Origin of the sequence: Bacillus sp. HMF5848 (assembly GCF_003944835.1) — a bacterium.
Classification (GTDB): domain Bacteria; phylum Bacillota; class Bacilli; order Bacillales; family HMF5848; genus HMF5848.
The window spans coordinates 1,678,781-1,703,963 of sequence record NZ_RWIV01000001.1 but is presented as its reverse complement, the minus strand read 5'-3'; the positions used below and the strand labels follow the sequence as shown (position 1 = coordinate 1,703,963).

22 protein-coding genes and 1 tRNA gene are annotated in these 25,183 nt (G+C 35.8%); 8 read left to right on the top strand and 15 right to left on the bottom strand.

All coding sequences use genetic code 11. From position 1 onward, the window contains the following. Nucleotides 1-5 precede the first annotated feature (5 nt). The 4 genes from EJF36_RS08050 to EJF36_RS08035 all read right to left on the bottom strand — a co-directional run bounded on the left by EJF36_RS08050 (nt 6) and on the right by EJF36_RS08035 (nt 6,028). Nucleotides 6-905 carry a carbohydrate ABC transporter permease gene (locus EJF36_RS08050; RefSeq protein WP_125905818.1) on the bottom strand — a complete coding sequence of 300 codons (900 nt, stop codon included), beginning with the start codon at nt 903-905 and terminating at the stop codon, nt 6-8. A 151-nt stretch (nt 906-1,056) separates the two neighbouring features. Next, nucleotides 1,057-2,352, bottom strand: a complete 1,296-nt coding sequence (locus EJF36_RS08045) for an ABC transporter substrate-binding protein (protein ID WP_125905817.1) — start codon at nt 2,350-2,352, stop codon at nt 1,057-1,059. A 79-nt stretch (nt 2,353-2,431) separates the two neighbouring features. Next, entirely contained in the window at nt 2,432-4,771 is a 2,340-nt protein-coding gene (locus tag EJF36_RS08040; protein WP_125905816.1) for a glycoside hydrolase family 65 protein, read from the bottom strand. Nucleotides 4,772-5,014: 243 nt separating this feature from the next. Beyond that, nucleotides 5,015-6,028 (bottom strand): LacI family DNA-binding transcriptional regulator, encoded by a 1,014-nt coding sequence (locus tag EJF36_RS08035; protein WP_125905815.1) that lies wholly within the window; start codon nt 6,026-6,028, stop codon nt 5,015-5,017. A gap of 150 nt (nt 6,029-6,178) precedes the next feature. Here EJF36_RS08035 and EJF36_RS08030 point away from each other — a divergent pair, with 150 nt between their 5' ends. After that, nucleotides 6,179-6,598 (top strand): hypothetical protein, encoded by a 420-nt coding sequence (locus EJF36_RS08030; protein ID WP_125905814.1) that lies wholly within the window; start codon nt 6,179-6,181, stop codon nt 6,596-6,598. 164 nt (nt 6,599-6,762) lie between these two features. Here EJF36_RS08030 and EJF36_RS08025 read toward each other — a convergent pair whose 3' ends face one another. The 5 genes from EJF36_RS08025 to EJF36_RS08005 form a co-directional block, all read right to left on the bottom strand. After that, nucleotides 6,763-6,912, bottom strand: coding sequence for a YvrJ family protein (locus EJF36_RS08025; protein ID WP_125905813.1), 150 nt, complete (start codon nt 6,910-6,912; stop codon nt 6,763-6,765). Nucleotides 6,913-7,171: 259 nt separating this feature from the next. Beyond that, the gene (locus EJF36_RS08020) at nt 7,172-7,399 is read right to left on the bottom strand and encodes a DUF2922 domain-containing protein (protein ID WP_312028257.1); all 228 of its coding nucleotides are present in this window, start codon (nt 7,397-7,399) and stop codon (nt 7,172-7,174) included. A 27-nt stretch (nt 7,400-7,426) separates the two neighbouring features. After that, nucleotides 7,427-7,648: a DUF1659 domain-containing protein gene (locus EJF36_RS08015; protein WP_185806857.1), complete on the bottom strand. Its 222-nt coding sequence runs from the start codon at nt 7,646-7,648 to the stop codon at nt 7,427-7,429. Nucleotides 7,649-8,013: 365 nt separating this feature from the next. Next, a complete protein-coding gene (locus EJF36_RS08010) occupies nt 8,014-9,093 on the bottom strand; it encodes a Gfo/Idh/MocA family protein (protein ID WP_125905811.1) in 1,080 nt (359 codons plus the stop codon). 131 nt (nt 9,094-9,224) lie between these two features. After that, nucleotides 9,225-9,296 (bottom strand) — tRNA-Gln (locus EJF36_RS08005). Between the two features lie 290 nt (nt 9,297-9,586). On the opposite strand from EJF36_RS08005, the gene EJF36_RS08000 reads away from it, so the two are divergent. Further along, nucleotides 9,587-11,374, top strand: coding sequence for a S9 family peptidase (locus EJF36_RS08000; protein ID WP_125905810.1), 1,788 nt, complete (start codon nt 9,587-9,589; stop codon nt 11,372-11,374). 389 nt (nt 11,375-11,763) lie between these two features. Here EJF36_RS08000 and EJF36_RS07995 read toward each other — a convergent pair whose 3' ends face one another. Together EJF36_RS07995 and EJF36_RS07990 are read right to left on the bottom strand one after the other, a co-directional pair. Beyond that, nucleotides 11,764-12,420, bottom strand: coding sequence for a Type 1 glutamine amidotransferase-like domain-containing protein (locus EJF36_RS07995; RefSeq protein ID WP_125905809.1), 657 nt, complete (start codon nt 12,418-12,420; stop codon nt 11,764-11,766). A 166-nt stretch (nt 12,421-12,586) separates the two neighbouring features. Continuing rightward, complete coding sequence (locus tag EJF36_RS07990) at nt 12,587-13,447, bottom strand: P-loop NTPase family protein (protein ID WP_125905808.1); 861 nt, start codon at nt 13,445-13,447, stop codon at nt 12,587-12,589. Between the two features lie 518 nt (nt 13,448-13,965). Between EJF36_RS07990 and EJF36_RS07985 the strand changes: the two genes are divergently transcribed. From EJF36_RS07985 to EJF36_RS07965, 5 genes are all read left to right on the top strand, one after another. Then, the gene (locus EJF36_RS07985; RefSeq protein WP_125905807.1) at nt 13,966-14,835 is read left to right on the top strand and encodes a 5'-3' exonuclease; all 870 of its coding nucleotides are present in this window, start codon (nt 13,966-13,968) and stop codon (nt 14,833-14,835) included. 333 nt (nt 14,836-15,168) lie between these two features. Further along, nucleotides 15,169-15,957 carry an ABC transporter ATP-binding protein gene (locus EJF36_RS07980; protein ID WP_125905806.1) on the top strand — a complete coding sequence of 263 codons (789 nt, stop codon included), beginning with the start codon at nt 15,169-15,171 and terminating at the stop codon, nt 15,955-15,957. Beyond that, entirely contained in the window at nt 15,941-16,687 is a 747-nt protein-coding gene (locus tag EJF36_RS07975; protein ID WP_125905805.1) for an ABC transporter permease, read from the top strand. The genes EJF36_RS07980 and EJF36_RS07975 overlap by 17 nt, the downstream gene beginning before the upstream one ends. Nucleotides 16,688-16,715: 28 nt before the next feature. After that, the gene (locus tag EJF36_RS07970) at nt 16,716-17,705 is read left to right on the top strand and encodes an aliphatic sulfonate ABC transporter substrate-binding protein (RefSeq protein ID WP_125905804.1); all 990 of its coding nucleotides are present in this window, start codon (nt 16,716-16,718) and stop codon (nt 17,703-17,705) included. 70 nt (nt 17,706-17,775) lie between these two features. Beyond that, nucleotides 17,776-18,939: an endonuclease Q family protein gene (locus EJF36_RS07965; RefSeq protein ID WP_125905803.1), complete on the top strand. Its 1,164-nt coding sequence runs from the start codon at nt 17,776-17,778 to the stop codon at nt 18,937-18,939. 177 nt (nt 18,940-19,116) lie between these two features. Here the strand turns inward: EJF36_RS07965 and EJF36_RS07960 are convergent, their stop codons facing one another. Together EJF36_RS07960 and EJF36_RS07955 are read right to left on the bottom strand one after the other, a co-directional pair. Further along, nucleotides 19,117-19,977, bottom strand: coding sequence for a DegV family protein (locus EJF36_RS07960; protein WP_260471853.1), 861 nt, complete (start codon nt 19,975-19,977; stop codon nt 19,117-19,119). Nucleotides 19,978-20,061: 84 nt separating this feature from the next. Next, complete coding sequence (locus tag EJF36_RS07955) at nt 20,062-21,213, bottom strand: class I SAM-dependent methyltransferase (RefSeq protein WP_260471852.1); 1,152 nt, start codon at nt 21,211-21,213, stop codon at nt 20,062-20,064. A gap of 192 nt (nt 21,214-21,405) precedes the next feature. Here EJF36_RS07955 and EJF36_RS07950 point away from each other — a divergent pair, with 192 nt between their 5' ends. After that, a complete protein-coding gene (locus EJF36_RS07950) occupies nt 21,406-21,690 on the top strand; it encodes a hypothetical protein (RefSeq protein WP_125905801.1) in 285 nt (94 codons plus the stop codon). Nucleotides 21,691-22,610: 920 nt separating this feature from the next. On the opposite strand, the gene EJF36_RS07945 is transcribed toward EJF36_RS07950, so the two are convergent. Together EJF36_RS07945 and EJF36_RS07940 are read right to left on the bottom strand one after the other, a co-directional pair. After that, nucleotides 22,611-23,339 (bottom strand): OmpA family protein, encoded by a 729-nt coding sequence (locus tag EJF36_RS07945; RefSeq protein ID WP_185806856.1) that lies wholly within the window; start codon nt 23,337-23,339, stop codon nt 22,611-22,613. Nucleotides 23,340-23,354: 15 nt separating this feature from the next. Continuing rightward, nucleotides 23,355-25,175 carry a MotA/TolQ/ExbB proton channel family protein gene (locus EJF36_RS07940; protein WP_125905799.1) on the bottom strand — a complete coding sequence of 607 codons (1,821 nt, stop codon included), beginning with the start codon at nt 25,173-25,175 and terminating at the stop codon, nt 23,355-23,357. Between the last annotated feature and the right edge of the window lie 8 nt (nt 25,176-25,183).

The window sequence follows — 25,183 nt, the reverse complement described above, 5'->3', positions numbered from 1 at the left end:
CCATTTTAATACAACGATTCTTCTTTAGAGAATTTGCGTTGTATTAATGTGGCTAATAAAATAACCAATGCTAATGCAAACGCTAATGCAGCTGCATACCCCATCGTACCTAGCGTCTTAAATGCATATTGATAAATCAGTAATACAACAGTTAACGTAGAGTTATTAGGCCCCCCTGATCCACCAGAAAAAATATATGATTGATCAAACAGCTGAAATGTCCCAATTATACCCATAATCACTACAAATGACGTAACTGGTCGTAAATAAGGTACAGTAACGTATAAAAACTTTTGAATACCGGTAGCTCCATCTAAAGAAGCTGCCTCATATAACGAATCCGGGATATCTTGTAATGCAGCTAAATAAATAACCATAAAGAATGGCGCTGTCGACCAGATATTCATAATCATAATAGCCGTTAAGGCTATTTGAGGGTCTCCGATCCAGTTATAAGTTGGTAATCCGAATAACTCTAGTATGTGATTAATCAAACCATTTTTGTTGTACATCCACATAAAAATAAGTGTTAGTACCGCTGATGAAGTTAAGGTTGGTAAATAATAAACAATCCTAAAAAACTTTTGTCCCTTCATTCCAGCATTTAGTGAAGCTGCGAGTATAAGAGCCAACATCGTCTGAGTCGGGACAACGATAATAACATATTTAAATGTATTCCAAAGTGCAATCAATGCACGTTGGTCATTTACGATTCGCTCAAAATTCTTCAGTCCCACAAAATCATAAGATGTACCACCAAGTAACTGCACTTTGTTAAATGATAGAAAAATAGCGTACAAAATGGGGCCAATTACAAACATTAATAAAACGAAAATGGTAGGAGACATAAAAAAGTAACCTGTCCCAGCTTCCCGAATTAAACTTTTAGAATATTTCTTTTTCATGATAAACAACTCCTTCATTATCTACATGAAGTGAAATGACTATTTCAACTCTGTCTACTGAAGTTCAATTACTTCAGCAGAAAGAGTTGAATAGGGGCAAACGACAATATGTTAAAGAAGGGGGAGAGAGAAATGCTCCCCCTATGTTTATTTATTGGTTTGCATCAATTTCACTATTCGCTTGTTCTTGAGCTGATTGTAATGCTTTGTCTAATGGTTGTTCACCTAAGAATGCACTTACAAATTGGTTGTTAAAGTTATTCATAATAATTGGTAAGTTTGTCCCTTCAGACCATACTGTTGCATATGAAGCACCTGCAACGATTGGAGCGCGTAGTTCATCTTTATCCCAACCTAATTTTTCAGCTACTGATTTACGAGTAGGTAGAGCAAAGCCTTTAGATGTCCAAATTTCCATCCCATCTTTGCCTGTTAAGTAAGATAACAACTCCCAAGCAGCTTCTTTCTTATCAGATGCTTTATTCATGACATAAGCAACTGTATATGCCATCGTTCCTTCTTTACCATTAATAGTCGGAACTTCAGCAGTACCAAAATCAATGTCAGGGAATGTATCTTGTAAGTAAGGAATTGCCCAGTTCCCTTCAATTACCATAGCCGCTTTACCTTGACCGAACATTTCTCCTCCCCAGCCTGCGCCAACTTCATTTGGCTGTGCAGATGTTTTATCTATATTATGCTGGTCAATAATTGGTTGTAATGCTTCAACAACCTTGGAATCAGCGAAGTTTGCCATATTATCTTTTACAATTTGTCCACCTAAAGACTCGCCCACAAAGTATTGACGTGCTAATTCAGGTGCAACGCCAAAACCGAATACGTCTTCTCCCTTAGTTAGTACCTTTGAAACTTCGCGAAGTTCGTCCCAAGTTTTTGGAACTTCTACGCCTGCTTCTTCAAACATAGTTTTATTATAGAAAAGTGCTAAAGTTGAGAAATCCTTAGGAAAACCATAAAAGTTACCATCTTCACCTTTAAAAGCATCTAATAAAGGCTTTTCAAAATCATCAACATCAAATTCTTCTGTTACATAGCTATCTAGTGGCTCTAATACACCGGTAGCAATTAATTTAGGTGCCTCAAAAGCATCAAGATAGAAAACGTCTGGTGCTTCACCACCGATAAGGCGCGTTTGGATAACGTCCATATATTGATCTGAAATCACTTCATAATTCACTTTAATGTTTGGATGAGATTCTTCAAAAGCTGCAATCGTTTCTTTTAGAAGCTTTGCTTCAGATTCATTCCCTCCCCAACCTGCTAAAGTCACAGTTACTGGTTCTTCTACTGCTGTGTTGTTTGTTCCTTCAGTTGTTGGTTCAGTATTGCCTCCTGAACTTGTATCATTCCCTCCACAACCTGCTAAAACGCTTCCAAAAAGAACAGATGTCATACCAAGAGTTGCCAACCACTTTTTACTTTTCATGTCACATAGACCCCTTTCTATTAGGCTTAATATATTAAATTTATCTAAAAGGGGGACAAGCCCCCTTTACGACCTAAAACTAGTATTGAATAGTTAATTCATCACTAAGTGTGTACTGCTTACCATGCGCTTCGAATTCAACTTGTGTATTCTTTTGCGATACGTTTTTTACAATAATAGTAGATGGCGTAACCGTTACTTCTAAACGGTCACCCTTCCAGTTAATCGGGAACTTAAGCTTGTTCCACTGCTTTGGTAATTTTGAATCAATTCGAAGCTTTCCATCCAGCATACGAACTCCACCAAAACCATTCACTACGCATTGCCACACACCTCCGATAGATGCTGTATGCATACCATGATCAGATGATTTCATATTTGGTCCTAAATCAATTCGTGCAGCTCGTTCAAACAGACTGTAAGCAAGCTCTGGATCATCCATATCTGATGCTAATACACTATGTGTAGATAAACTCAAAGAAGAATCATGTAAAGTTTTTGGCTCATAATAATTCCAGTTAGCACGCTTAACATCTTTAGAAAATTTATTTTCAAGCAAATAGAATAACACCATGATGTCAGCTTGTTTTGATACTTGAATATCGTTCACTTGTTCTAAATTGTAATCTTCAAAAATTGAGCCCACATGGTTTTGATTTTTGTATTTTGTTAGATCAATAGTTTTCTTAGTCAAATAAGTGTCATCCTGTGGTATTACTAAATCTTCTTCTCGAGGTTCAGGCAAATATATTTTCCTAATCTTAGTTGTCCACTTACTAAATGCCTCTTCCAGATTAAGTTTTTTATTTAAGGATGCCCAAAGCTCAGGACGTTCTGAAGTCAACTCGTTATAATACTCGATGGCCAGTTCAATGTTCCAATGTGCCATATAATTTGTGAAGGCATTGTTACTAACATGCTCTTTATACTCGTCAGGACCTATTACATTGTTTATACCGTAATAGCCTTTTTCCTCATTCCACTCAAGACGACTAGCCCAGAACGTTGCAGTATCAAATAACATTTCATATCCGAAACGATCCATAAACTCTTGATCTCCCGTAAGTTGATAATATTGCCACAACGCGAATGAAATATCAGCCGTAATATGTTGTTCAATAAAGCCGGACCAAATCTTTGTAGCCTTACCAGTAACGATGTCCACAGCTCCCCAAACAGGTGTTACTTCATCACCAGTAAAGGCTGACTCCCATGGGTACATAGCACCTTCATAACCGTTTACTTCTGCTTTTTTACGAGCTCCAGCAATTGTATTGTAGCGGTATTCTAGTAATCTACGAGCTATTACAGGATATGTGTAGCTTAAGAATGGTAAAATGAAGATTTCTGTATCCCAGAAGGAATGGCCTTTATATCCTTCACCTGTTAATCCTTTTGCAGCTATTCCAAAGCGATTGTCATGGGCTGGTGTCATGAGAATCAGATGATAATGTGCAAAACGAATTGCTAATTGATCAAAATCATGCTTGCTATCAATTGTAATAGCCATGTCTCTCCATTTTTCCGCCCATGCAGTTACACTCTCTGAGAACAAAACATCATATCCCTTAGTCGCTTCTGATTTAAGGTTTAAAAGAGAATCCTCACGAAGAGTATCAAGAGAATAGTTTTCATGGCTATACTTTTTGTCGCGACTTGAATAAATATTTGATAGTTTTTCAAACGTTAGTGTCTCACCTGTCGAGACTGAAAAAGTACCTTCAATAAATACTTTTCTTCGATCCATTACCATACGTGGATCGAAAGTCAATTCATTCCCGTTAATAAAGGCATTGTGCACAGTGTTATAAACAAAATCTATTTTCGACTCTGTTGTTTTGCTTAGCATTTGAATGTATTTTTTATCAAAAATACGTTTTTCACCTTCGTGAAAGTGCTGCGTACCAGTATTCGTTGTTTGACCATTTATACCAGAACCAATTTTAATTGTTGCATTGTTGTTTATAGGCTTTATCTCAACCTTCGCAGCTATTAAATGAATATTATTTAATGAAACAAAACGGCGAAAAATAAATTCGAACTTTTCTCCTTGACTGTTCTCCCAAGTAAAACTTCTTACAAGTTCAGCGTTTTTTAAATTTAAATCTCGTCTATAATTCGTTACTCTGCCTTTTTCAAGAGAAAATTTTTCTTCATTAATAGTAATATTCATTTCTACTAAATCGGCAGCGTTGGGTAGCTCAGTGACTTCATACTCGTCAAACTGGTTGAAGGTTCCTGCAATAAACAATCCTCGTACTTGACCTAAGTATGATTCTTCCGTAGATGACCTTAATCCCATATACCCATTTCCTAAAGACATGATCGCTTCAGCTTTCCCTTGAAAATTTGGATCAAATTCAACTTCAGAAACAATCCAGTCTTTATATTCCCCGGTTCCCACATCATATTTCAACAACTTTTATCGCTCCTTTTACATCAACAATCCTGCATTTTGTATGGTGCCCAAAACCTCATGTTACCTAAACGTTTCGGGAGAAACACCTCAAAAACGACCAATAATGTACTGTAATTTTGAATAATAATTTAAAAAATCTTTATAAATCCCCGGAAACGTTAAAATAAAATATAGAATCCCTCGCAGAAATTCACAAATCCCACTATTTTTCCGAAACGTTTCGAATTTTACTAAAAAAAATAATCAGCTTTTGACAGCACAACTATTTCTTTTTATTATTTCGGTTGGCAATGTTACAACTTTAGGACCTTGAGTACCATCCAGCATCTGTACAATCATTTTGGCAGCCTCAAATCCCATTTGAAATATATCCTGTTTAACTGTTGTTAGTGCGGGCTTTACATAGCTAGCTAGTATAATATCGTCGTATCCTAATATCGATAAATCTGTCGGCACTTGAATTCCAAGCTTTTCAGTGGCCTTTAAAACACCCAATGCCATTAAGTCACTTGCACAAAACACCGCTGTTATTTCTTTGTTAGAAGACAATAATTCAAATGCAACTGTTTCAGCTCTTTCCTCATCAAACTCTCCATCTAAAATCCAAGAGGTTCGAATCGGCAAATTGGCTTCTCTATGAGCATCCATATATCCTTGTAAACGCTTTTGACTAACAAAAGCTAGTTCATGCCCATTAACCATAGCAATATTCTTATGTCCTAACCCAATAAGATAGTTTACAGCACTATATGCACCAATAACATTATCAGTGGTGACAAAACCTACAGAAGAACTTTTTATCGGAATATCTATCAGAACACAAGGAATGTCACTTTCTACTACCTCTTCAAGATATGGATCATCTAGTTTGATTCCTTGAAGAATAACACCATCAACTCGGCGTTCACGACATAACTGTGAATAGGTCTTTTCCCTCTGTTTTGTTGAGTCTGTGCTAAATAGAACAATATCATAATCAGTCGTGCCTATATAGTCATTGATACCTGATAGTACTTCAAATGTAAAATTATCTTTTGCAGATGATCGTTTCCAGCCAGAAACAAGTAACCCTATTGTTTTAGATTTATTCATTACTAAACTACGGGCAAGCGTGTTAGGACTATAATTTAGTTGTTTTGCTACATCCATTATTTTTTTTCGTGTGCCCTCATTTACGTCAGAGTATCCATTAAGTGCTCTCGAGACAGTAGTTATAGACACACCAGCTATTTTAGCAATGTCTTTAATAGTTGTCATGACATCCTCCAAAACGTTTTCGGTTGACTATTTGAATAATACAATAAATTTTAACCGTTTTCAATGACTTTTTTGTGAACAGAAACTTTTAAAGCTATCACAAGGCTCCTTGTACTCACATACGATGGTAAAAACAAAGGAGTTTTATGTATGAATTTACCTAATATAAATCTTTCACTCGGAGATAGCATTGACTTGTCATTTCCCGTCATGCCACGTATTCATGTTATAAAAGAAGAAGATCAATCTGTTGATATATTTATTAATAGAACATTTAATGTTGAAGCCTTTCAACAGCCCATACGTATAATCGGGTATTGGAAGTATGATGACAAAGGTTTATATTATCATGTACTTACAAAAGATAAAAATATAAATCAAGCGAAAACTCAATATTTCCCATTATTATTTTTAATTCGTCAAGCAGATACAAAATTATTTCAAGCATATCCCTTTTTAGATAAATCACCTATATATATTGAGTCTATAGTTAATAATGATAAAAAAACTAACTTGTATTATTGGACTAATTTTTCAGATGTTAACACAAAAAGTCAAAGCCAGAAATAATCCACTTTGTGACTTAACATAAACACAAATACTGTATTCTGTGTTTTTTTATTAGTGCGGAGCGTGAGAAGGACGTACACTAAAGTCGTTGGGTACTAGAGTTAGACTGTACCCTTAGTTTACAACTCATGCATGAACCCTCACGCAAATGCGTGAGGGTTTTTTTATTTATTACCTAATTGCTCAATTCTAGCAGGTAGGGCTTGGATTGACTGAATAAGCACCTCAAGCTTTGCCTCTATCCGATGCAGCAAATATAGTGTTACTATTATCGGAAATCCTACCTCACTTATTAGTGTTACCCATTGCTCCATTATATCCACCTCCTTCGAAAAAAACCAAACTGCAGTAGATTGTTGCGCTAATTCCAAACGCCCCCAAACCACCACACTGCGAGAAAGACTCTTTAATAGTTACGGAGATTTCTTGTTTGTATCTTCATACTCAATCTCCTCACCGAGCAAGAGCACTTCTTCATCTGAATGGTTCATTATGTATTAGAACTAAAAACACATTCTATTATCTATAAATAAAATGCTAGGCACTACAATTATAAGCACCTAGCACCAAACATTATGGTAATTCGATGTCAGACACATTGCGCTCTATTAGGCGAGCACCTTTTTTGGATACATATTCACCACCAGTCGAAATAAATACATTAGCCGTAAGAATGCTGTCCATCGCCGCATCAATAGCTAATACATCCATAGGTTCAATCGGATTATCAATCGTTAGCTTCGTAGTTTTCCCATCTTCATTTAGAAAATGCAACTCTAGTGTTTTAGCCAAGTTTAGCACCTCCTTTCTAGTCTATCTATCTAACCATTAAATACTGTACAAAAATCTTGTGTTGTTTCGTTCTACGTGGTCAACGTCATACTGTTGTAAGCTTGCAATGGCTTGAGCGACTGAAAATAAATCTTCGGCCAAGGCATCCGTTTTTACATTGTTGTAATTTTTACTTTTTAAAACAGGATCGCCACTTTCTGTAACTCCCACAACATAAACTAATCGTAACTGCGAGTCCATGACTTGACTTTCAATCATCTTGTCTCCCTCCTTTCACTACCTTTATATAGCCAACTCAGTATAAAGGGACACAAAACTAACCTACATATACGTCAAGTTTTATTGTATAAGAAAAGCGCAAGCGCCTTTGCTTAGCTCCTACCAACTTAAGACGTCCCCCCGCAGGAAGAAGCTTCCCTCGAGAGCGGGACGGCTAAGACCTCTAGCTGTGAAAAGCATCATATTTCATATCATGCTTTTCACAACATACTCAAGGAAGATTATTCATAAATGAAAAACTGGCCAGGCGCTAGAGCCGGACACTAATCTAGCTAAAAAACTAATGCTTTACTTTCCGTTTAAAAAAGCTACCCTTCAAAATCAGAGGATAGCTTACAGCTTTACTATAAATATTGACGTTTCCCCGTATCAGATGAAACATGACTTGCATCAATCAAATTTTGAACTTTTTCCCCGTCTTCAAAAGTAGGCAAATATTCATTTATGTATGCATTATTTTGAATTGCACTGTATAAACTTTCTGCAAACGGTGCATATGCAGGGTAGTATCTTTTCGCTACATCAGATAAATGATTAGGAATTTTTCTTTCAGTTTCTAGCATTACCTCTTCTAGAGGTGTATCTTTAAGAGCAAGCAACACTTTGTTATCATTCTCTAAAACAAGTGACCCTTCTGTGCCATAGATTTCTAAATACCATTGATGACGAGCATGACGTAAAGCGAATTGTACGTCGATTACACTTGTTGCTCCTTTAGTGAATGTTGTCAATAATTGAAATGAATCATCTGCAGTACGTTTCTCTATTTCATCATCATCTACTTTCAATTCTTTCACATGCGTATGAAGGTTGGCTGTTAGTTCAACAACGTCATCCTCTAGCCACCATAAAAGGGAATCTATCATGTGAGAACCTACAGCCCCAAGCATTCCTCCTGCAAATTCTTTTTGACCTAACCATCCTGAAGGCTGAGTTATAAGACGTTGATAAGCAGGGAACGCTGCATTGTACTTCACATGTAAAACTTCTCCAAGAACTCCTTCCTTCATTATTTGTCTTACTTTTCTACGTGCTGGCAAATGTCGATATTCAAACGTGATAAATCCGAGCTTATTCGCTTCATCTCTTGCTTGTATCATAGCTTTTGCTTGTTCACTGTTAAATGACATTGGTTTTTCACATAAAACATGGCATCCCCTTTTAAAGGCTTCCACTACCATATCATGATGTAAATAAGGCGCCGATGCTACAATAACTAGATCCAGAATTTCATTCGCTAACATAGTTCGCCAATCCGTATATACCTTTTCAACACCAGAGTCTTCACGAGCTTTATTCACATCTCCTCGTGCTACACTTGCAATGGCTACAACATCAAACTTTTCACTAAATTCTTTTAAAATAGGCGCATGAACCTTCGCACCAAATCCCGTTCCTATAATACCAACTCTAATTTTAGACACACTAAACTCTCCCTTTTGTATATTTTTCTAAAATACTAAATTATCATGAAACTTATTGCAAGATATATCTCCAATTATAAATAAAAGGAAAGAGCTATCCACATATTTGTAGATAGCTCTTCCCTTTTTTACTGGGCTAGCTGGATTCGAACCAACGCATGACGGAGTCAAAGTCCGTTGCCTTACCGCTTGGCTATAGCCCAAAATAAATATGTCCTACCGACATTATAGTATTGTGTACACATTAAAAGCATATATACATAAAATCCATAAATAAAAGGACGGCCTCAAAGCAAAAAAATATAAAAAAATTTTTAAAATGATAAGTAGCTTTTTACAAATATCATGCAATCACAATCTCTTTCACCGGACACTAAAATACGTACAATCTCATTCCCTAATGTTATTATTAATATTTCGAATATCGAATTACCCCTTCAATAAATTCAGAAAACATAGTATTATAAAAATAGTCTAATAAGGAGGTATCTATATGGTGACATTTAGAAAACCTGAAGTAACGCAATTTTTCCGTACGTTCGGTATACAACAATTTGCAGTAAATCAAGACGAGTCACAATTAGTATTTAGCACGAATATAAGTGGTAAATATAATCTTTGGGCAATGGATTTACCGAATCAATTCCCGTATCCCTTAACTTTTAACGACCAAAGCTGTCAAAGTGTTTTTTATGACAAACAAAATCGTTACATAGTGGCAGGGTTTGACCAAGATGGTGATGAGAATTCTCAACTTTATGCTGTTCCAACGAGTGGCGGACCTTTAGAGCCTTTACGAATAGCAGAAGGACAAAGACATATGAATCCGTTTTTCTCAGAAGACGGACGTTATTTATATTACACATCAACAAAAGAAAATGGGATGTACTTAAATACATATAAATATGATGTAGAGGCCGATGAAGAAGCTTTAATTCATGTTGGAGATAAGGGTGCCACATATTTAGTTGCTGCAAGTGCTGATGGTCAATCCTTAGCCTTTTTGCAACATTTTGCGAACACATATATGCCTGCATTTATAAAATGTGGTGATACAATTAAGTCTTTAACTCCTCCATCAGATAAGCAATTTACTGTAGGGGATATTGTATTTACTTCAAACAACATGGTTTATTTTACTACTAACTTCGAGGCAGACTTCTCATATTTAGCCCGTTATAATATAGAACAAGATTCATTTGAAAAAGTTCTTGACCTAAACACTGAAGATATAACAATGCTAAAGTATACAAAAGATGAAAATATTTTATACATTGTAGCGTGTAAAGGTGTTGAAGATATTCTATATCGTTTTGATGTTACTACCAATGAGTATATAAAAATTGACACCCCTCTTGCTTCTATTGAACAACTGAAAATCGCAAAATCAGGTGCAATTTATATACTTGGACGCTCTGCTACAAAGCCCTTTAATATATTTAGAATGCAGAAGGACAACTCTGAATGGCAAGCACTTACTAATTATGGGGTACCAGGTGTACAAGAATCCGACTTATGTGAGCCTGATGTATTACAATATCCTTCTTTCGATGGACTAAAAATTGAAGCGTTATTTTTCAAAGCAAAAGAAGATGTAAGTAACGGGCATGTTATTTTATGGCCACACGGTGGACCACAAGCAGCTGAACGAAAGTCTTTTCGTGCTATGTTTCAATTTTTAATTAATCGTGGATATAGTATTTTTGCTCCTAACTTCCGCGGTTCTGATGGCTACGGTTTAGCATTTAAAAAGATGGTTGAAGGTGACTGGGGTCACGGTCCTCGTCTAGACAATATTGAAGGACTAGAATATTTAATTAAGAAGGGGTATGTCGACAGAGATAAAATCCTATTAATGGGTGGTAGCTACGGTGGCTACATGGCTCTCCTATTACATGGACGACACGCTGATTATTTTAAAGCAGTTGTGGATATATTCGGTCCAAGTGATTTATTCTCGTTTATTAACTCTGTTCCAGAGCATTGGAAGCCGGCCATGGCGCAATGGGTGGGGGATCCTATAAGAGATAAAGAAAAACTAATTGAATACTCACCAATCACATATCTAGATGGCATGACAAAACCAATGCTAGTCATCCAAGGTGCAAAAGACCCGCGTGTTGTCAAAGAAGAATCTGATCAAATCGTTGAAGCACTTCGAGAAAAAGGTAGTGAAGTTGAATACATTGTGTTTGATGATGAAGGCCATGGCTTCTCGAAAAAAGAAAATGAAATTAAAGTATATCAATCTATCATGGAGTTTTTTGATAGATTTATTTAAGCGATAGTTTAAATTCATTGCAAAAACATCCCATTGAATAAATTAACACGTTCGGTTAAGGCGCGAAAATGCAAATTAGCACTTGAATTAACAATTGAATTTATAAAGAAAAAAGCCGTCGATTTCACGCCAAATATCACGGCTCTTTTCTTTGGTCAAAATTAATTCTTCTCTTATATTAAACTCAAAAACTTATTGACCAGTTTTCTTGTACTGTGCAACAATTGATACAGCTATAAAGCCAACTTTTGTTCAACGCGCGCCCCCGTTTGCTGAAGACCGTTCTCCACATCTATGCATTTTGGATAACGAAGAAACAATCAAATTTCGCTTAGATTTTTCCTAGAAACTTTGCATAAAGAAATTAACACAATTAATCCATACCTCAACTAGAGCGTCTCAACCAATTTCTGAATCTTTGAGCGGGAAATTAAATATACATTGCCAAAAATGTCGATTTTGTCTTCCTTTATACGAACAGCGCAATCTTTGTTTGACGCATAAATATTCATTTCTTCCGATAAGGGAGACAGTTCGCTTTGAACAAGCTCAATGTTATTTTCAAGATCATAATGAGATAAGACGGAAAAATCGTCAAGGCCGATTCCGTCGTAGACAGAGCTTTTTTCTACTTTATCTCCAAAGTTTTTCGAGCATAACCATTTTGCGGACATGTTTATAGCACCAGCGCTTGCTCCCATCACAACGGCTCTGCTTTTTTTAATCAAATCCGACATTTCATATTCCATCAAAAAACTATTTTGTTCAAGAGTCTGTCCACCCAACAAGAAAATAACTGAAGCATTTTGAATTAACGTTTTGGCAGCTTCCTTCTGTATGCGATAGTTAATTAAATGATATTCATCAAACATAATGCCGGCCTGGTCAAGCCATGATCGTTCAGTAGCACCATCCTCTTCATAAAAAGATGGATTCGCGCTAATCATAACAAGTGATTTTCTATCAGTTATATCCTCCTGTAAAGCCCTTCCTATATTATCCGGGAAAAAATTTTCAAACCAACCTAAATAATAGTGAGTTTTCATAAGTACCTCCCATAGCAAAATGAAAGTAACATTCCTTTCCTGTGTTACTCATTCTGTTTTCTTGTCACCATAATATTCTCAATTATACCTCAGGAAACAATGATAGACTTAACTCTTTTTGAAACTTTATCCAAGCAAGGGGTCTAGCACCGAACAAGTACATTTCTTATAGGCACTTCATCAAAATATCCGAAACGATTTGTTGTTGATTCTCCCAATCATAATTGGAATTCTCTATAATATATGTTTGAATAGGGAGTTGCTCTATAATACGTAATTCTAGTTCACGCCGATGTTCGAGAAATTCAAGATATCCTTCAAAACCTCTAAGCCCTCTTTTCTTGCCATAGTCTTGTTGAGTATGATACCAAATCACGAAATCTAACCATTCTTTTGACCTTTTTGTTCTAACTCGTTCAATCGTTTCTCGCACATTACTTTGCTTTAAATATATCAAAATAGGGTTTAAGTCTTGAATATTCTGTGAGAGTTGAAGTACATGTTGCATAAATCGTTCGTCACCTGCGTCATGTCGGGCAAGTAAAGCACATCCTGGATTTTGAAAAAAGCAACACTCAAAAATCATAATATTCTCTTTTTCTTTTTGACTTTCTGAGAAAGTCTTCCATCTCGTATTTAGTAATTCACAATACTTCTCTATTGATACACCATCGTAAATCTCATATTGCTTCAATTCCTCATACAAACGAGTCGGAATTTCACCCATGCTCGATTGATTAGCTAGCTCATACGCAATCATTACATCGTTTCCAACGAAGGTTACAAAAGGCTCAATGAAATGAAACACGTCAGAATAATCCGCTTGAAGCTTATCAAATTGTTGCCTAGACATACATGCAACTGATTCAAAATCAGCAGGATGGTGTAAATCTCCTTCTAAAAATAGTTCTGATTTTATTTTATGTTTATGTAAAGTGCCATGTATAGATTGGGACAATGTGCTTTTTCCAGAGCCAGGTATACCTTCAACAATGATCAATTTCGTTTTCGCACTATATCCGATCATAATTAATAAATCACATTCCTTCTAAATAAATGATATTTTATCTTATTATTCTAATGGTATCATGTCACAAAATCAGCTGGTCATGAAGTCCTTTGTTGCCCAGTAAAAGTCAACTGTGAACTATCTGAAAGTAATTTATCATACCTTTCATCTGCTGTATAAAACTGGACAATATTATTTTAATTATTTAAATAGAAAGCCGCAATAACACCCACGCATAAATCTACTCAGCCCTGTTATTTGTTGTGCTAAATCAGGTGCAAAACATATAATATTGCTTTTAAACGCAGACATATGAAGATAATTAGTTTGTTAATTGCTTCTCGAAAAGCTATGTTATTTCATGTTTTCTCCCTCTCTACCATACGGGATATGCATAAATATGGGTGTTTTCAACTTCCATTTCATGGAATCTAAGAGCAATAGCGACTTTTGACTATCTGTGGTATAGTATTATTTCAATATGTGCGAACTTGATATGAAAATATACAAAGTATTTTTTTAGGGGGATTTTTGATATGACACAACCTCGTGTACTGTTAATTGATGGAATGGCTTTACTTTTTCGGGCTTTCTATGCAACAGCGGTAAGTGGATATTATATGATAAATAGTAAGGGCATTCCGACAAACGGGATTCATGGATTTACAAAGCATTTACTAGCTGCTAAAGAGCAATTCTCCCCTACTCATATTATATGTTGCTGGGACATGGGCAGTAAAACCTTCCGTACAGAAATGTTCACGGATTATAAAGCTAACCGGTCTGAACCACCTGTGGAGCTTATCCCTCAGTTTGAATTAGTGAAGGATGTTACGGCATCATTTAATATTCCTAACGTCGGACTGGCAGGATATGAAGCAGATGATTGCATCGGTACGCTCTCTAAGCAATTCTCTGAAACAGCAGAAGTTGTTATTATAACTGGTGATAAAGATATACTTCAATTATTACAACCAAACATCTCAGTAGCTCTTCTTCAAAAAGGCTTTGGTAATTACGATACTTATGACGCTGATAAATTTATTGAAGAAAAGGGCATCACTCCCACACAATTTATCGACCTTAAAGCAATGATGGGCGACAGCAGTGACAACTACCCTGGTGTTAAGGGCATTGGTGAAAAAACCGCGTTAAAGCTTCTTCAGCAATATGAATCTATTGAAGGTATTCTTGAAAATTTAAGTCAACTTACTAAAGGACAGCGTACTAAAATAGAAAACGATTTAGAGATGCTTCATTTATCCCGTAAACTAGCTACCATTTCAACAGATGTTCCTGTTTCCTGTGATTTACATGAATGTCTAATAGCTTTTGAAAAGGAAAAGATTACTAGTGTTTTTTCCCATTTAGAATTAAAAGGATTCCACCAATACATTGCTAACTAAGGATATTACAGTACCTACACAAAAATTTTTTAGAATTAGTACTTTAGTATTTCGTTCGAAACAAACTAAGTATTACACAAATGAAACGATAATCTTAAAACCATGCTACGTGATTCTTCACTAGCATGGTTTTTGCTTTTTATACTTTTAAATGAATACAATCTGTATGTCAGAAACGCTCTTATTATCATGATCTTATGCAAGAACGAATAAACATCTCTATAACATTTTAACTATTTCCAATATGTTTACTTGACATTAAGCCAATTCATTATATAATAAACATCAAGCGAAATTTAAATCCGATTAAATAAATGCGAATTAGGTGATTTAATGTTTATAAATATCCATCATGTAAATAAATCGTATCCCGATAAATCCGGTAATGACAATACAATCTTGAAAGACATTAATCTATCAGCCGATAAAGGCGAATTCATTTCAATTTTAGGTCCGTCTGGATGTGGAAAGTCAACACTTTTATCCATGGTTGCTGGCTTAAATAAAGTCACAAGTGGCTCTATATCTGTGAACAATAAAGAAGTAACAAAGCCTGGAAATGATCGTGGAATGGTATTTCAACAAGCTGCTCTATTTCCGTGGTTAAATGTGGTAGAAAACGTCATGTTTCCTTTACGTAAAAGCATGAATAAAAAGCAAGCTCGAGAAATTGCGATGAAATATATACAAATGGTCCAATTATCTAAGTATCCTGACCATTATCCTCACGAGATTTCTGGTGGTATGCAGCAACGTGTTGCTATTGCTCGAGCTCTTGCTATGAATCCAGAAGTATTATTAATGGATGAACCATTTGGAGCACTAGATGAACAGACTCGCTCTTTGCTACATGAACAATTAGAAAAAATTTGGTTAGAAACAAAAAAGACAATATTATTTGTAACTCATAGTATTACCGAATCAATTAAACTATCAGACAGGATTATTGTGATGGGCACAAGACCCGGAACAATCTTAGCAGATATCACGGTAGACATCCCACGCCCTCGCTCGGCTCACAAGCAAGACATTATTGAGATTGAAGAAACAATCATGAGCTATCTTGCTAGCGAAATTGATAAAGTAGCTAAGGAGGAATTAGCTTATGTCAGTGGCTCTTAAACGCATAATCTTCTTTTCTGTTATTCTAATTTTTTGGCAAGTTGGTTCTGGTCTTCTTTGGGAAAAAATTCTTTTACCGCCTCCAAGTGATGTTTTTGTTGCTCTGTATCAAGGATTCGCTGATAAAACATTGTTGTATGATCTTATAGCTAGTTTTAGACGCTTAGTTATCGGACTATCAATAGCCTTACTTATCGGTACAGGATTAGGTATTTTACTTGCAAAATCAAAAACTGCTGATGATACACTAGGAACAATAGTTCTAGCCTTGCAAAGCGTACCGAGTATCGTTTGGTTGCCATTGGCTATGCTTTGGATAGGTTTCAATGAATCTGCGATTATCTTTATTGTGGTTTTAGGTGGAACACTAGTAATGACTTTAAATATGCGTGCTGGGATAAGCAATGTATCACCTATTTATATTCGTGCTGCTCAAACGATGGGCGTAACGGGCATTGCATTATTTTTTAGAGTAATGCTACCTGCCTCAACTCCTTACGTTGTTACAGGTGCCAGATTAGCTTGGGCTTTTAGCTGGCGCGCACTGATGGCTGGTGAATTACTAAGTACAGGTCCCGGTCTTGGCTACACTCTACGTTATGCAGCTGATTTTAACCGAATGGCAGTTGTCATTGGTGTCATCATTATTATTGGTGTTATCGGTTCTATTATGGACCAACTCATATTCCAACGGATTGAAAACTCTGTTAAACAGAGATGGGGTTTATAAAATTTAACTGAAAAAGGGAGAGAAAAAAATGAAAAAATTAGTAATGTTAGTAGCTTCTGCAATCCTACTAGTAGGAGTTTTAGCGGGTTGTGCATCTAATAAAAACAGCAGTGCTACACCAGAGAAGATTGTAATTGGTTATTTTCCAAATATTAATCATGTACCTGCGATGGTAGCAAAAGAAAAAGGATTTTTCGAAGAAAAACTTGATGGATTAACTGTTGAGTATAAAACCTTCCCTGATGGTTCCTCATTTATGACAGCTCTTGTTACTGGTGAGATTCAAGCTGGTCTTGTTGGTCCTGGACCTGCCATGAATAACTATACTTCAGGTGCAGATGTTAAAGTTATTGCTGGTGCATCAACTGGTGGAACTGTTATTATGGCACGTAAGGACGCTGGAATTTCAACTATTCAAGATTTTTCTGGTAAAACGTTTATTACACCACGTGTAGGCTGTACTCACGATGTTCAACTAGAAACATATTTATCAGAAGTTGGTCTTACTTCAGAACGTATTGGTGGAACCATGAAGCATCAAACTGGAAACCCATCGCAATACGCGGCTTTATTTCAAACAGGTAAGGTTGACATCGCAGCTGCACCTGAACCTTGGGCATCTGTGCTAGAAGAAGAGGTAGGTGCTATTGAAGTGATCGGTTACGATGAAGTATCATGGGGAACTACTTTACCGGCTGCAGTTCTAGTTGCAACAGGAGACCTTGTAGAAAATAATACCGCACTTGTACAAAGTATCGTTGATGCTCACAAGCAAGCAGTTGAGTTTATTGAGTCTAATCCTGAAGAAGCAAAAGCAATAACAATTAAAGATATTAAAGCAGTTACAAATCAGGAGTTAAAGCCATCTGTTGTTGAACGTGCTTGGGAACGTATTGGCTTCACATATGCATTAGATAAGCAAGCGATTCAAGAATTTGGAAATTCTTCTTATGAACTAAATTTCTTAAAGGAAAAGCCTGATTTCACAAACCTTATTGACAGTCAATTTATTGATTAATGCATGTTCTAGCCTTGCGGATGCTTTTGCATTCGCGAGGCTTTTTCTGTAATATGAAATGGGTGATAAAATGAATACTTACTATGCTGACTTACACATACATATAGGACGTACAGAATCTGGAAAGCCCGTTAAAATTACGGCATCAAAGGATTTAACTATAGAAAATATTCTTTTGACTGCTAGTGAAGAAAAAGGTATTGATATAATAGGCGTAATTGACTGCCACGTTCCTGAAGTAATCTCACACTTAAAGACGTTACTTACAAACGGAAACTGTTACGAAGATACAGCTGGTGGCATTCATTTTAAGAACACAACTTTACTGTTAGGTTCAGAACTGGAAATAAATGATCAAACTAGTCTCGGCCCTATACATGTCTTAGTCTTCTTCCCATTCTTAAGCAACATGGAGAAATTCTCAAGCTGGCTGTCCCATCATGTAACAAACGTTACGCTTAGCTCACAACGTGTCTATACAACAGGGCGTGAATTACAAAATGTAGTCAAAGAGTTAAATGGTCTTTTCATTCCTGCACATGTTTTCACACCATTTAAAAGCTTATATGGAAGCGGCGTGAATTACACATTAAAGGAAGTATTTGACCCTAACATGATTGACGCAATAGAACTTGGATTAAGTTCAAATACAAAGATGGCAGACCAAATTGCCGAGCTTCATCCATACACATTCTTATCTAATTCTGATGCCCATTCGCTTAAGAAGATTGGCCGTGAGTATCAAACAATTGCACTTAAAAACCCTACGTTTTTTGAATTTCAGCAAGCCTTAAAGCAACAAAATGGACGTATTATTCTTAAAAATTATGGACTTGATCCTTTACTTGGAAAGTATCACAAAACTGCATGTCGACAATGTCAAACGGTTTGGATGCCTAACACAACAAGTTGTACTAAATGCGGCAGCGAAAAAACAGTTACAGGTGTCGAGGATAGAATCAGACAATTAGCTACTACTAGTACATCAATTAACAGACCACCATACGTTCACCAAGTCCCCCTGCAATTTATTCCAGGGATTGGACCAAAAACACTTGAAAAGCTAAAATCACACTTCAAGACAGAAATGGCAGTTCTTCACAAAGCGACTGAAGAACAGCTGTTAACAGTTTTACCAGAAAAAATAGTACGCTACATAATGATGGCAAGAAACGGAGAACTAAGTTTAAAATCAGGCGGTGGTGGATTATTCGGAAAAGTCGATACTAAATAACTAAAGCTCAGTAATAAATTACCTAATAAGCAAAACGCAAGCGCTTTGCTTAGCCCCGACCAGCTTAAGTCTTCGAGGAACTAGGCGCTGGAGCTAAAAACTAATCTAGGTTAAGAAAATTATCTTTCTTTCGCGCTAAAAAGTGTGCTATCTAACTTTGATAGCACACTTTTCATATTAATCTATTTTGTTTAAAAAGAATATGGCTATCGTTCCTGGGCCTGCGTGCGCCCCTATCGAAGCACCAATCATATTTATAAACACTTCGCTTGGGTTAAATTCTTCTTGAATCATGCGCTTCATGTCTTCAGCAGATTCTAAATCATCTCCATGACTAATGGCAATAACTTGCTTATCTAACTGCACACCACGCTCTTTCATAATTTCAATAATACGTGTATAAAGTTTTTTCTTTCCACGTACTTTTTCAAAAGGTACTAACTTTCCATCTTCTACATTTAGCAGCGGCTTTATATTTAGTAGACCGCCAACAAATGCAGCCGTCTTACTAACACGTCCTCCACGTGCTAAATATTCGAGATTATCAACTGTAAAAATATGCTCCATGTGCTTGCTTGTGAATTCAACGGCTTGGATAATCTCCTCAACTGTCGCACCATTTTTAGCAAGCTCAGCGGCTTTACGTGCAACAAGACCTTCACCTAATGATGCGCATTTAGTATTGATAATGTGAATCTGGCTATTTGGATACTCTTCTTTTACTTGATTTGCCATCATAACAGCAGTTTGATATGTACCTGAAAGTTCTGAAGAAAAAGCTATATAAACAACCGATTCTTCTCGTTTTGCACTATCTGTAAATATATCTTCAAAAACTTGCGGTGAGACCTGTGACGTTGTTGGTACTTTACCCGCTCTCATAGCTTCATAAACAGCCTTTGGTTTGATAGTCACACCATCTTCAAACTGTTTTTCGTCCAAATGAACCCCTAAAGGTAATATGGTTAAATTATTATTTGTTGCAAACTCATGAGGTAAATCACTAGCACTGTCGGTAATAATTCTAACTTTACTCAAATAATCCCAACCCTTCACCATATATTTCTATACGTACATAATTCTTCTATTATTATGATAACAATTCAATAATTGAAATGGAATCTACTTTTTAGCAACAAGTGTGAAAGTTTTAGGAAGCCCTATATCATCCACCTTATGATTTGGCTCTTCTTCTAGGACATCAATTCTTAAGCCAACAGTTGCTGCTGCCGTAATAATTTCGCCCAGCGTCCACTTACGTTGGAGAACAACTTGTATATCATTAACATCACTTAAGTGCTTCGTGAACGCAACTTGTTCTTCAAAAATAATAGGTTCAAAATAATTACCTGTTACTTTATGTTTCTTTCCTTTTGACGTAATTAACTTTGTAGAAATAGGGTGAAATTCATGTAAAATAAATTTTCCACCTTCATTTAATAACTCATAAACCTTCGAAAAAAGGGCTTCCACTGATATAAAGTAATGTAACACCCCAAGCTCCATAAAAATAATATCAAACTGTTGCTCTGCTCGATATGAAAGGACATCTGAAAGAATATAAGTCATATGAGTTTGGGCTGCGGCAGCTGCTTTCGTTGCGTACTTTTTATTTTCTTGAGAAAAATCTACAACCTCCACGTTAGCACCTAACAAAGACAAGGCAATAGCCTTTAGACCGTTTGAACCCAATAAATGTAATATGTTTTTCCCTTCTACTGGTAGCATATATTTATAGAAAGGATGAAGCTTCCATTCTGGATTTTCTAATATTTTAGATACAGCTTGATCTGGCTCCCCGAATCGATTTACTAGAGCATCATATGTATTTTGGTTCCATGATCGCTCATTTTTTCTAGTAATCACATCCTGCTTTCTCTTTAAGGAAGTCACAATGTGATCTCTATACTCAGCTAATTCATTTGAGTAAAATAAATATGCGTATAAAGACAATGCCCAAATACTTCTATCCTCATATGAAACATTGATTCGATAAGGGTTTGTACGTATTGTTGTATTATATGAACATGAAACAACTGTCAGAATATCATCCTCATAAAAATGAAATGACGCACACATATTGTACTTTTCTATACTTTCTCCATGAAATACATCGTAAGCTTTTTCAAATAAGTCCCATTGTACCTCTATATTAATTTTATCATTCGGTATGTTCTCTACTTTCTGTATGACTAATGCTGCTTCTTTCGAAAAAAAATAGGGAATATTATTTTCATCAAGCTTGATTGCTAATTTTAAAATTGTCGGTAACACGTACTTTTCCTCCTAAGTATCCTACAAACCTTATAATAGACGAGGGCAGAACAAATAACAAATATTTCTTACCGTCTCTACATTCCTACGATTATGTTAATCATTATTAAATATCTTGGGCATAATCTATAATAGTTACACAATATGATACACGCTTTTTTAAACAAAAAATCAAAAGAGGGGGGGATTCACTTGAAGATATCTAAGGATCAATTGATTTACGAATTACACGCAAATGGGAATCGCGGTTTTATTAAATTTAATAACGCATTGTTGGAGATACAGTTAGGTGATGGAGAAGAGATTATGTTTACCGGGAATGCATGGCGTTGGGAAACCGTAGAAACACCATCATCCCATGGTGATTATTCCATTCAAACAGACGAATTAGTAGCCAAAAATGTAGAAGCTCTACCTGCACTATTTGAATACACGTATTATGATTTTTATCGAAACAAAGAGGAGTTTTATACGTGAAAGTGCTGCATACATTTTCAGCACTTTTTTCTTTTATACTACCTCTCAATTACAACGATATACAATAAATCCACCGCAAACAAAATACCTACAAGATTTCGCCGGCATAAAAATCAACCGCAAGAACAGTTGTAAACATCAAATATTTCTGACAAAAAAAAGAAGCTACCTTTTTGTTTCAAAAGTAACCTCTTCTTATTGAACAGCTCTGGAGACCCAACCATTTAATCAGCTATTCGTATCATTTTTTATTCACCATAATCTGAATGGTGATCATTGTGCAACTTAAAAATTAAGTTACATTGTTTTAAAAGCATTCAATTGTAGGGAAAAATGTTCATAGCTGATTGTGTTGTTCCTTAATTACATATACAAAATTGTATATCTATTTCGGCTTTGTCGTTACGACTCTGACCCCTCTTTAGTATGAATTTTGCTTCTGCATGTAAGCTACTATACAAAGTATGATACTTACGAAAAATGCAGGCACGACATACATAAGATGCTACGCTTCAAACGTTCTCACTTTCGGAACGAACACGTATTGGTTGAGCCTCCACGGCTGTTCAACTCTTTTTCTAATAATTTCCTTTACACTTATAGTATATCACCAATTGAGTTTTTTACGCACGGTATATGTGACATATATATGAACAGTGATTCATTTATCTAGAGATAAGAATCCGTATAAAACATAAACTATAACGCCAGTATGTTAGGACAACGTGTCGCATTTGAGCTTACATACAGTCACACACTCCTGTAAAAGGAGTATAGACTAAATCAATATGCATGAAAACGAAAAAACAAGACATATGTGTAACTAGTGAAGAGTGTCATTACATAACTGATAATCCCCATTAACAAAGTGGGGTTTCGAAATAAAGAAAACAGACAACTATATATTGTCTGTTAGCAAACTATTTTGTAGTCGTTGCAATTTCATTCCAGTCGCTATAATTTTTCAAACGAAAATGAAATTCAACTCGTCTAGAATTATCGCGGTCAACTTCACCTGATTCAAAGAATTTCAATTGACTCTCAGAACGCCCATTTGCCGTAATATTATCACGAACCACTTCTTTGTAAGGAAAATCACCAAATTCATCACTCAGAATGTAACGTACAACACTGAATGCACGCTTTTGCGATAATTCGAGATTATACATAAAAGAACCAACATCATCTGTGTGACCTTCTACAACTATATCTGCGATGTGATCTCCGTATTTACCATATACGATAGAGAAATACTCTGGTATAAAATTTCTTAACTCTTGTTTAAATGGTCCACGAATTTCATCACTAGCCGTTGCAAATAACAAATCATTTCGAAATTTAATCGCACCGGTTTCTTTATCAACATCTATGCCAAGTGCCTCATTCTCAAATTCTAGAATAAGATCCTCAATTATGTCTTGACGGACACCGGTTAACAGTGAAATTAACTCTTCTTGATCTTGAATTTTCATTTCCTTTTCAGCTAGTTCTTGCTCCCTCTTTTCTGCTTTAACCTGTTCAGTAGCTAATACCGCCATTAATAACAATAAAACGACCAGGAGAATTGTTGTTAATAAATCTGTAAAGGACGGCCAAAATTCCTGTTCATCAAGCTGACGATTTATAATTCGAGAATATTTATGTTTCACACGATTCATCCTTTTTTATGAATTTGGAATTTGCGCTCTTCGTGAGCGAGATAAATCCCGTAAAGTATCCGATAAATCTTCAAGTGAAGTTTGCAAAAGCTTATTCGATTGAGCACTAGCCTGTTTAGTTGTATCAGTAAAATTTTGCATAGTTGAATCCAGAGTATTTACTACTGCCTCTACTTGTCGTGTCATTTTATTTAAATTGTCGTACAATGTGCTGTCAAGCTTCGTATCAATTGACATCATGATTTTTTCTGTAAAGTCAGTTGATCTATTTAAGAACTGTCGCAATGCTGTTTGAACTTCACCCGACTGTTCTTTCATGAAAATTAAATTCTCCTGCATCGTCCTCTCTGTTCGATCCAATAATTTTTTAAGTTCATCCGTTAAAATGGAAGATGCTGTATCAAAGCTAGTAATTAACTGATACGTCTTTTTATATGAATCATGCATATCATTAGCATGATTTATAACCGAGTCAATTTGAGACAAAAACGCCTTCTGCTGCTGAGTTTGGCGAATAGTATGCTGTTCAGTTTGCTGTAAAACTTGCTCATAAAGCTCTTTATACTGCTTTTGAAGCTGCTCTGTTCGATCAAATTGCCCAATCATATCTCGAAAGTTCTCTTGCAGCTGTTCCATATTAATCTGGAATGTCTTTGCAAACGATGTTAAGTGTGAGAATGACGTCGTATCTAATACTTGTTTAATAGAAGATGTTGCCTGTTCTACTTGCTTCAACAACTGATGATTTTTTTCCTCAAAAGCTTGTTGGCTTTGCCAAACTTCTGATTGTTTTTGCAAGCTTGCTTCATAGAATACTTTGGCAGCTTGTAATGACTCGGTTATATCATCTCTAATAGATTGGTACGTTACTGATAGTTGTTTATATTCTTTATATTGATTATCTGCAATTGTACTCTGCTTTTCAACAAAACCAACAACATGATTACTTGTTTCATCCATAATTTTTAATGCCTGCTGTTGAACAGTCTCCTGTTTCTCCATAAAAGAAAATAGACTTGAGAAATCCTGACTTAAACGTACCATTTGATCATTATAAGAATCTGTTACATTATTCATGTTTGAAAACATAACTTGAAATTGCTCAGCATTCTTTCCAAAAGCATCGCTAAAAGTAAGCATTTTCTCTGTAGCACGTTCAAAGCTTTCGTGAAATGTTTTAGTATTTTTAAAAGTTTCATTTAATTCAAGAATGGCATGCTTCATATCTCCCATCGATTCAACCATTCTAGTTTCGGTTGTTTCTCGTTCCTGTTCCCTTAAGTAATTCTCTAGCTTCAACATAACCTCAATCATCATTTGTTCCGCATTTTCATATTTTGAGCGCACATTAATAAAGATTGAACAGATGATACCTGCAATACTTGTGTAGAAAGCTGTATGAATACCCGATAACACATTCGTAATAGAATCATTCATCATGGCAGTATCTATACCACTTAAAGATACAACTAAACCAATGAACGTCCCCAATACGCCTATTAAAATAGCAATAGAACTCCACATTTGAATCATCTTCAATTCCTGCAACACTTTCGCTTTATGTGCTTCAAGACGATACTCTGCAAAATATTCTTCTAAAAAACTTTGCAAATGAATATCTTTATTTTTTACTGATTGGAATTTATTAAAAATAACCTGTACGAAGGAATGTTGTTCAGGACTCCTAGATAAGTCCTGACTTACATTGTAGAAAAACGTATATATAGCATGATTTGTTCGTATGGCTCGAAACGTTATATAAAGTAAGACTAGAAACGTTGCACTAATTATGACAACAGAAGTTATATCGTCTGGTAAAAATGTCAAAGTTTATT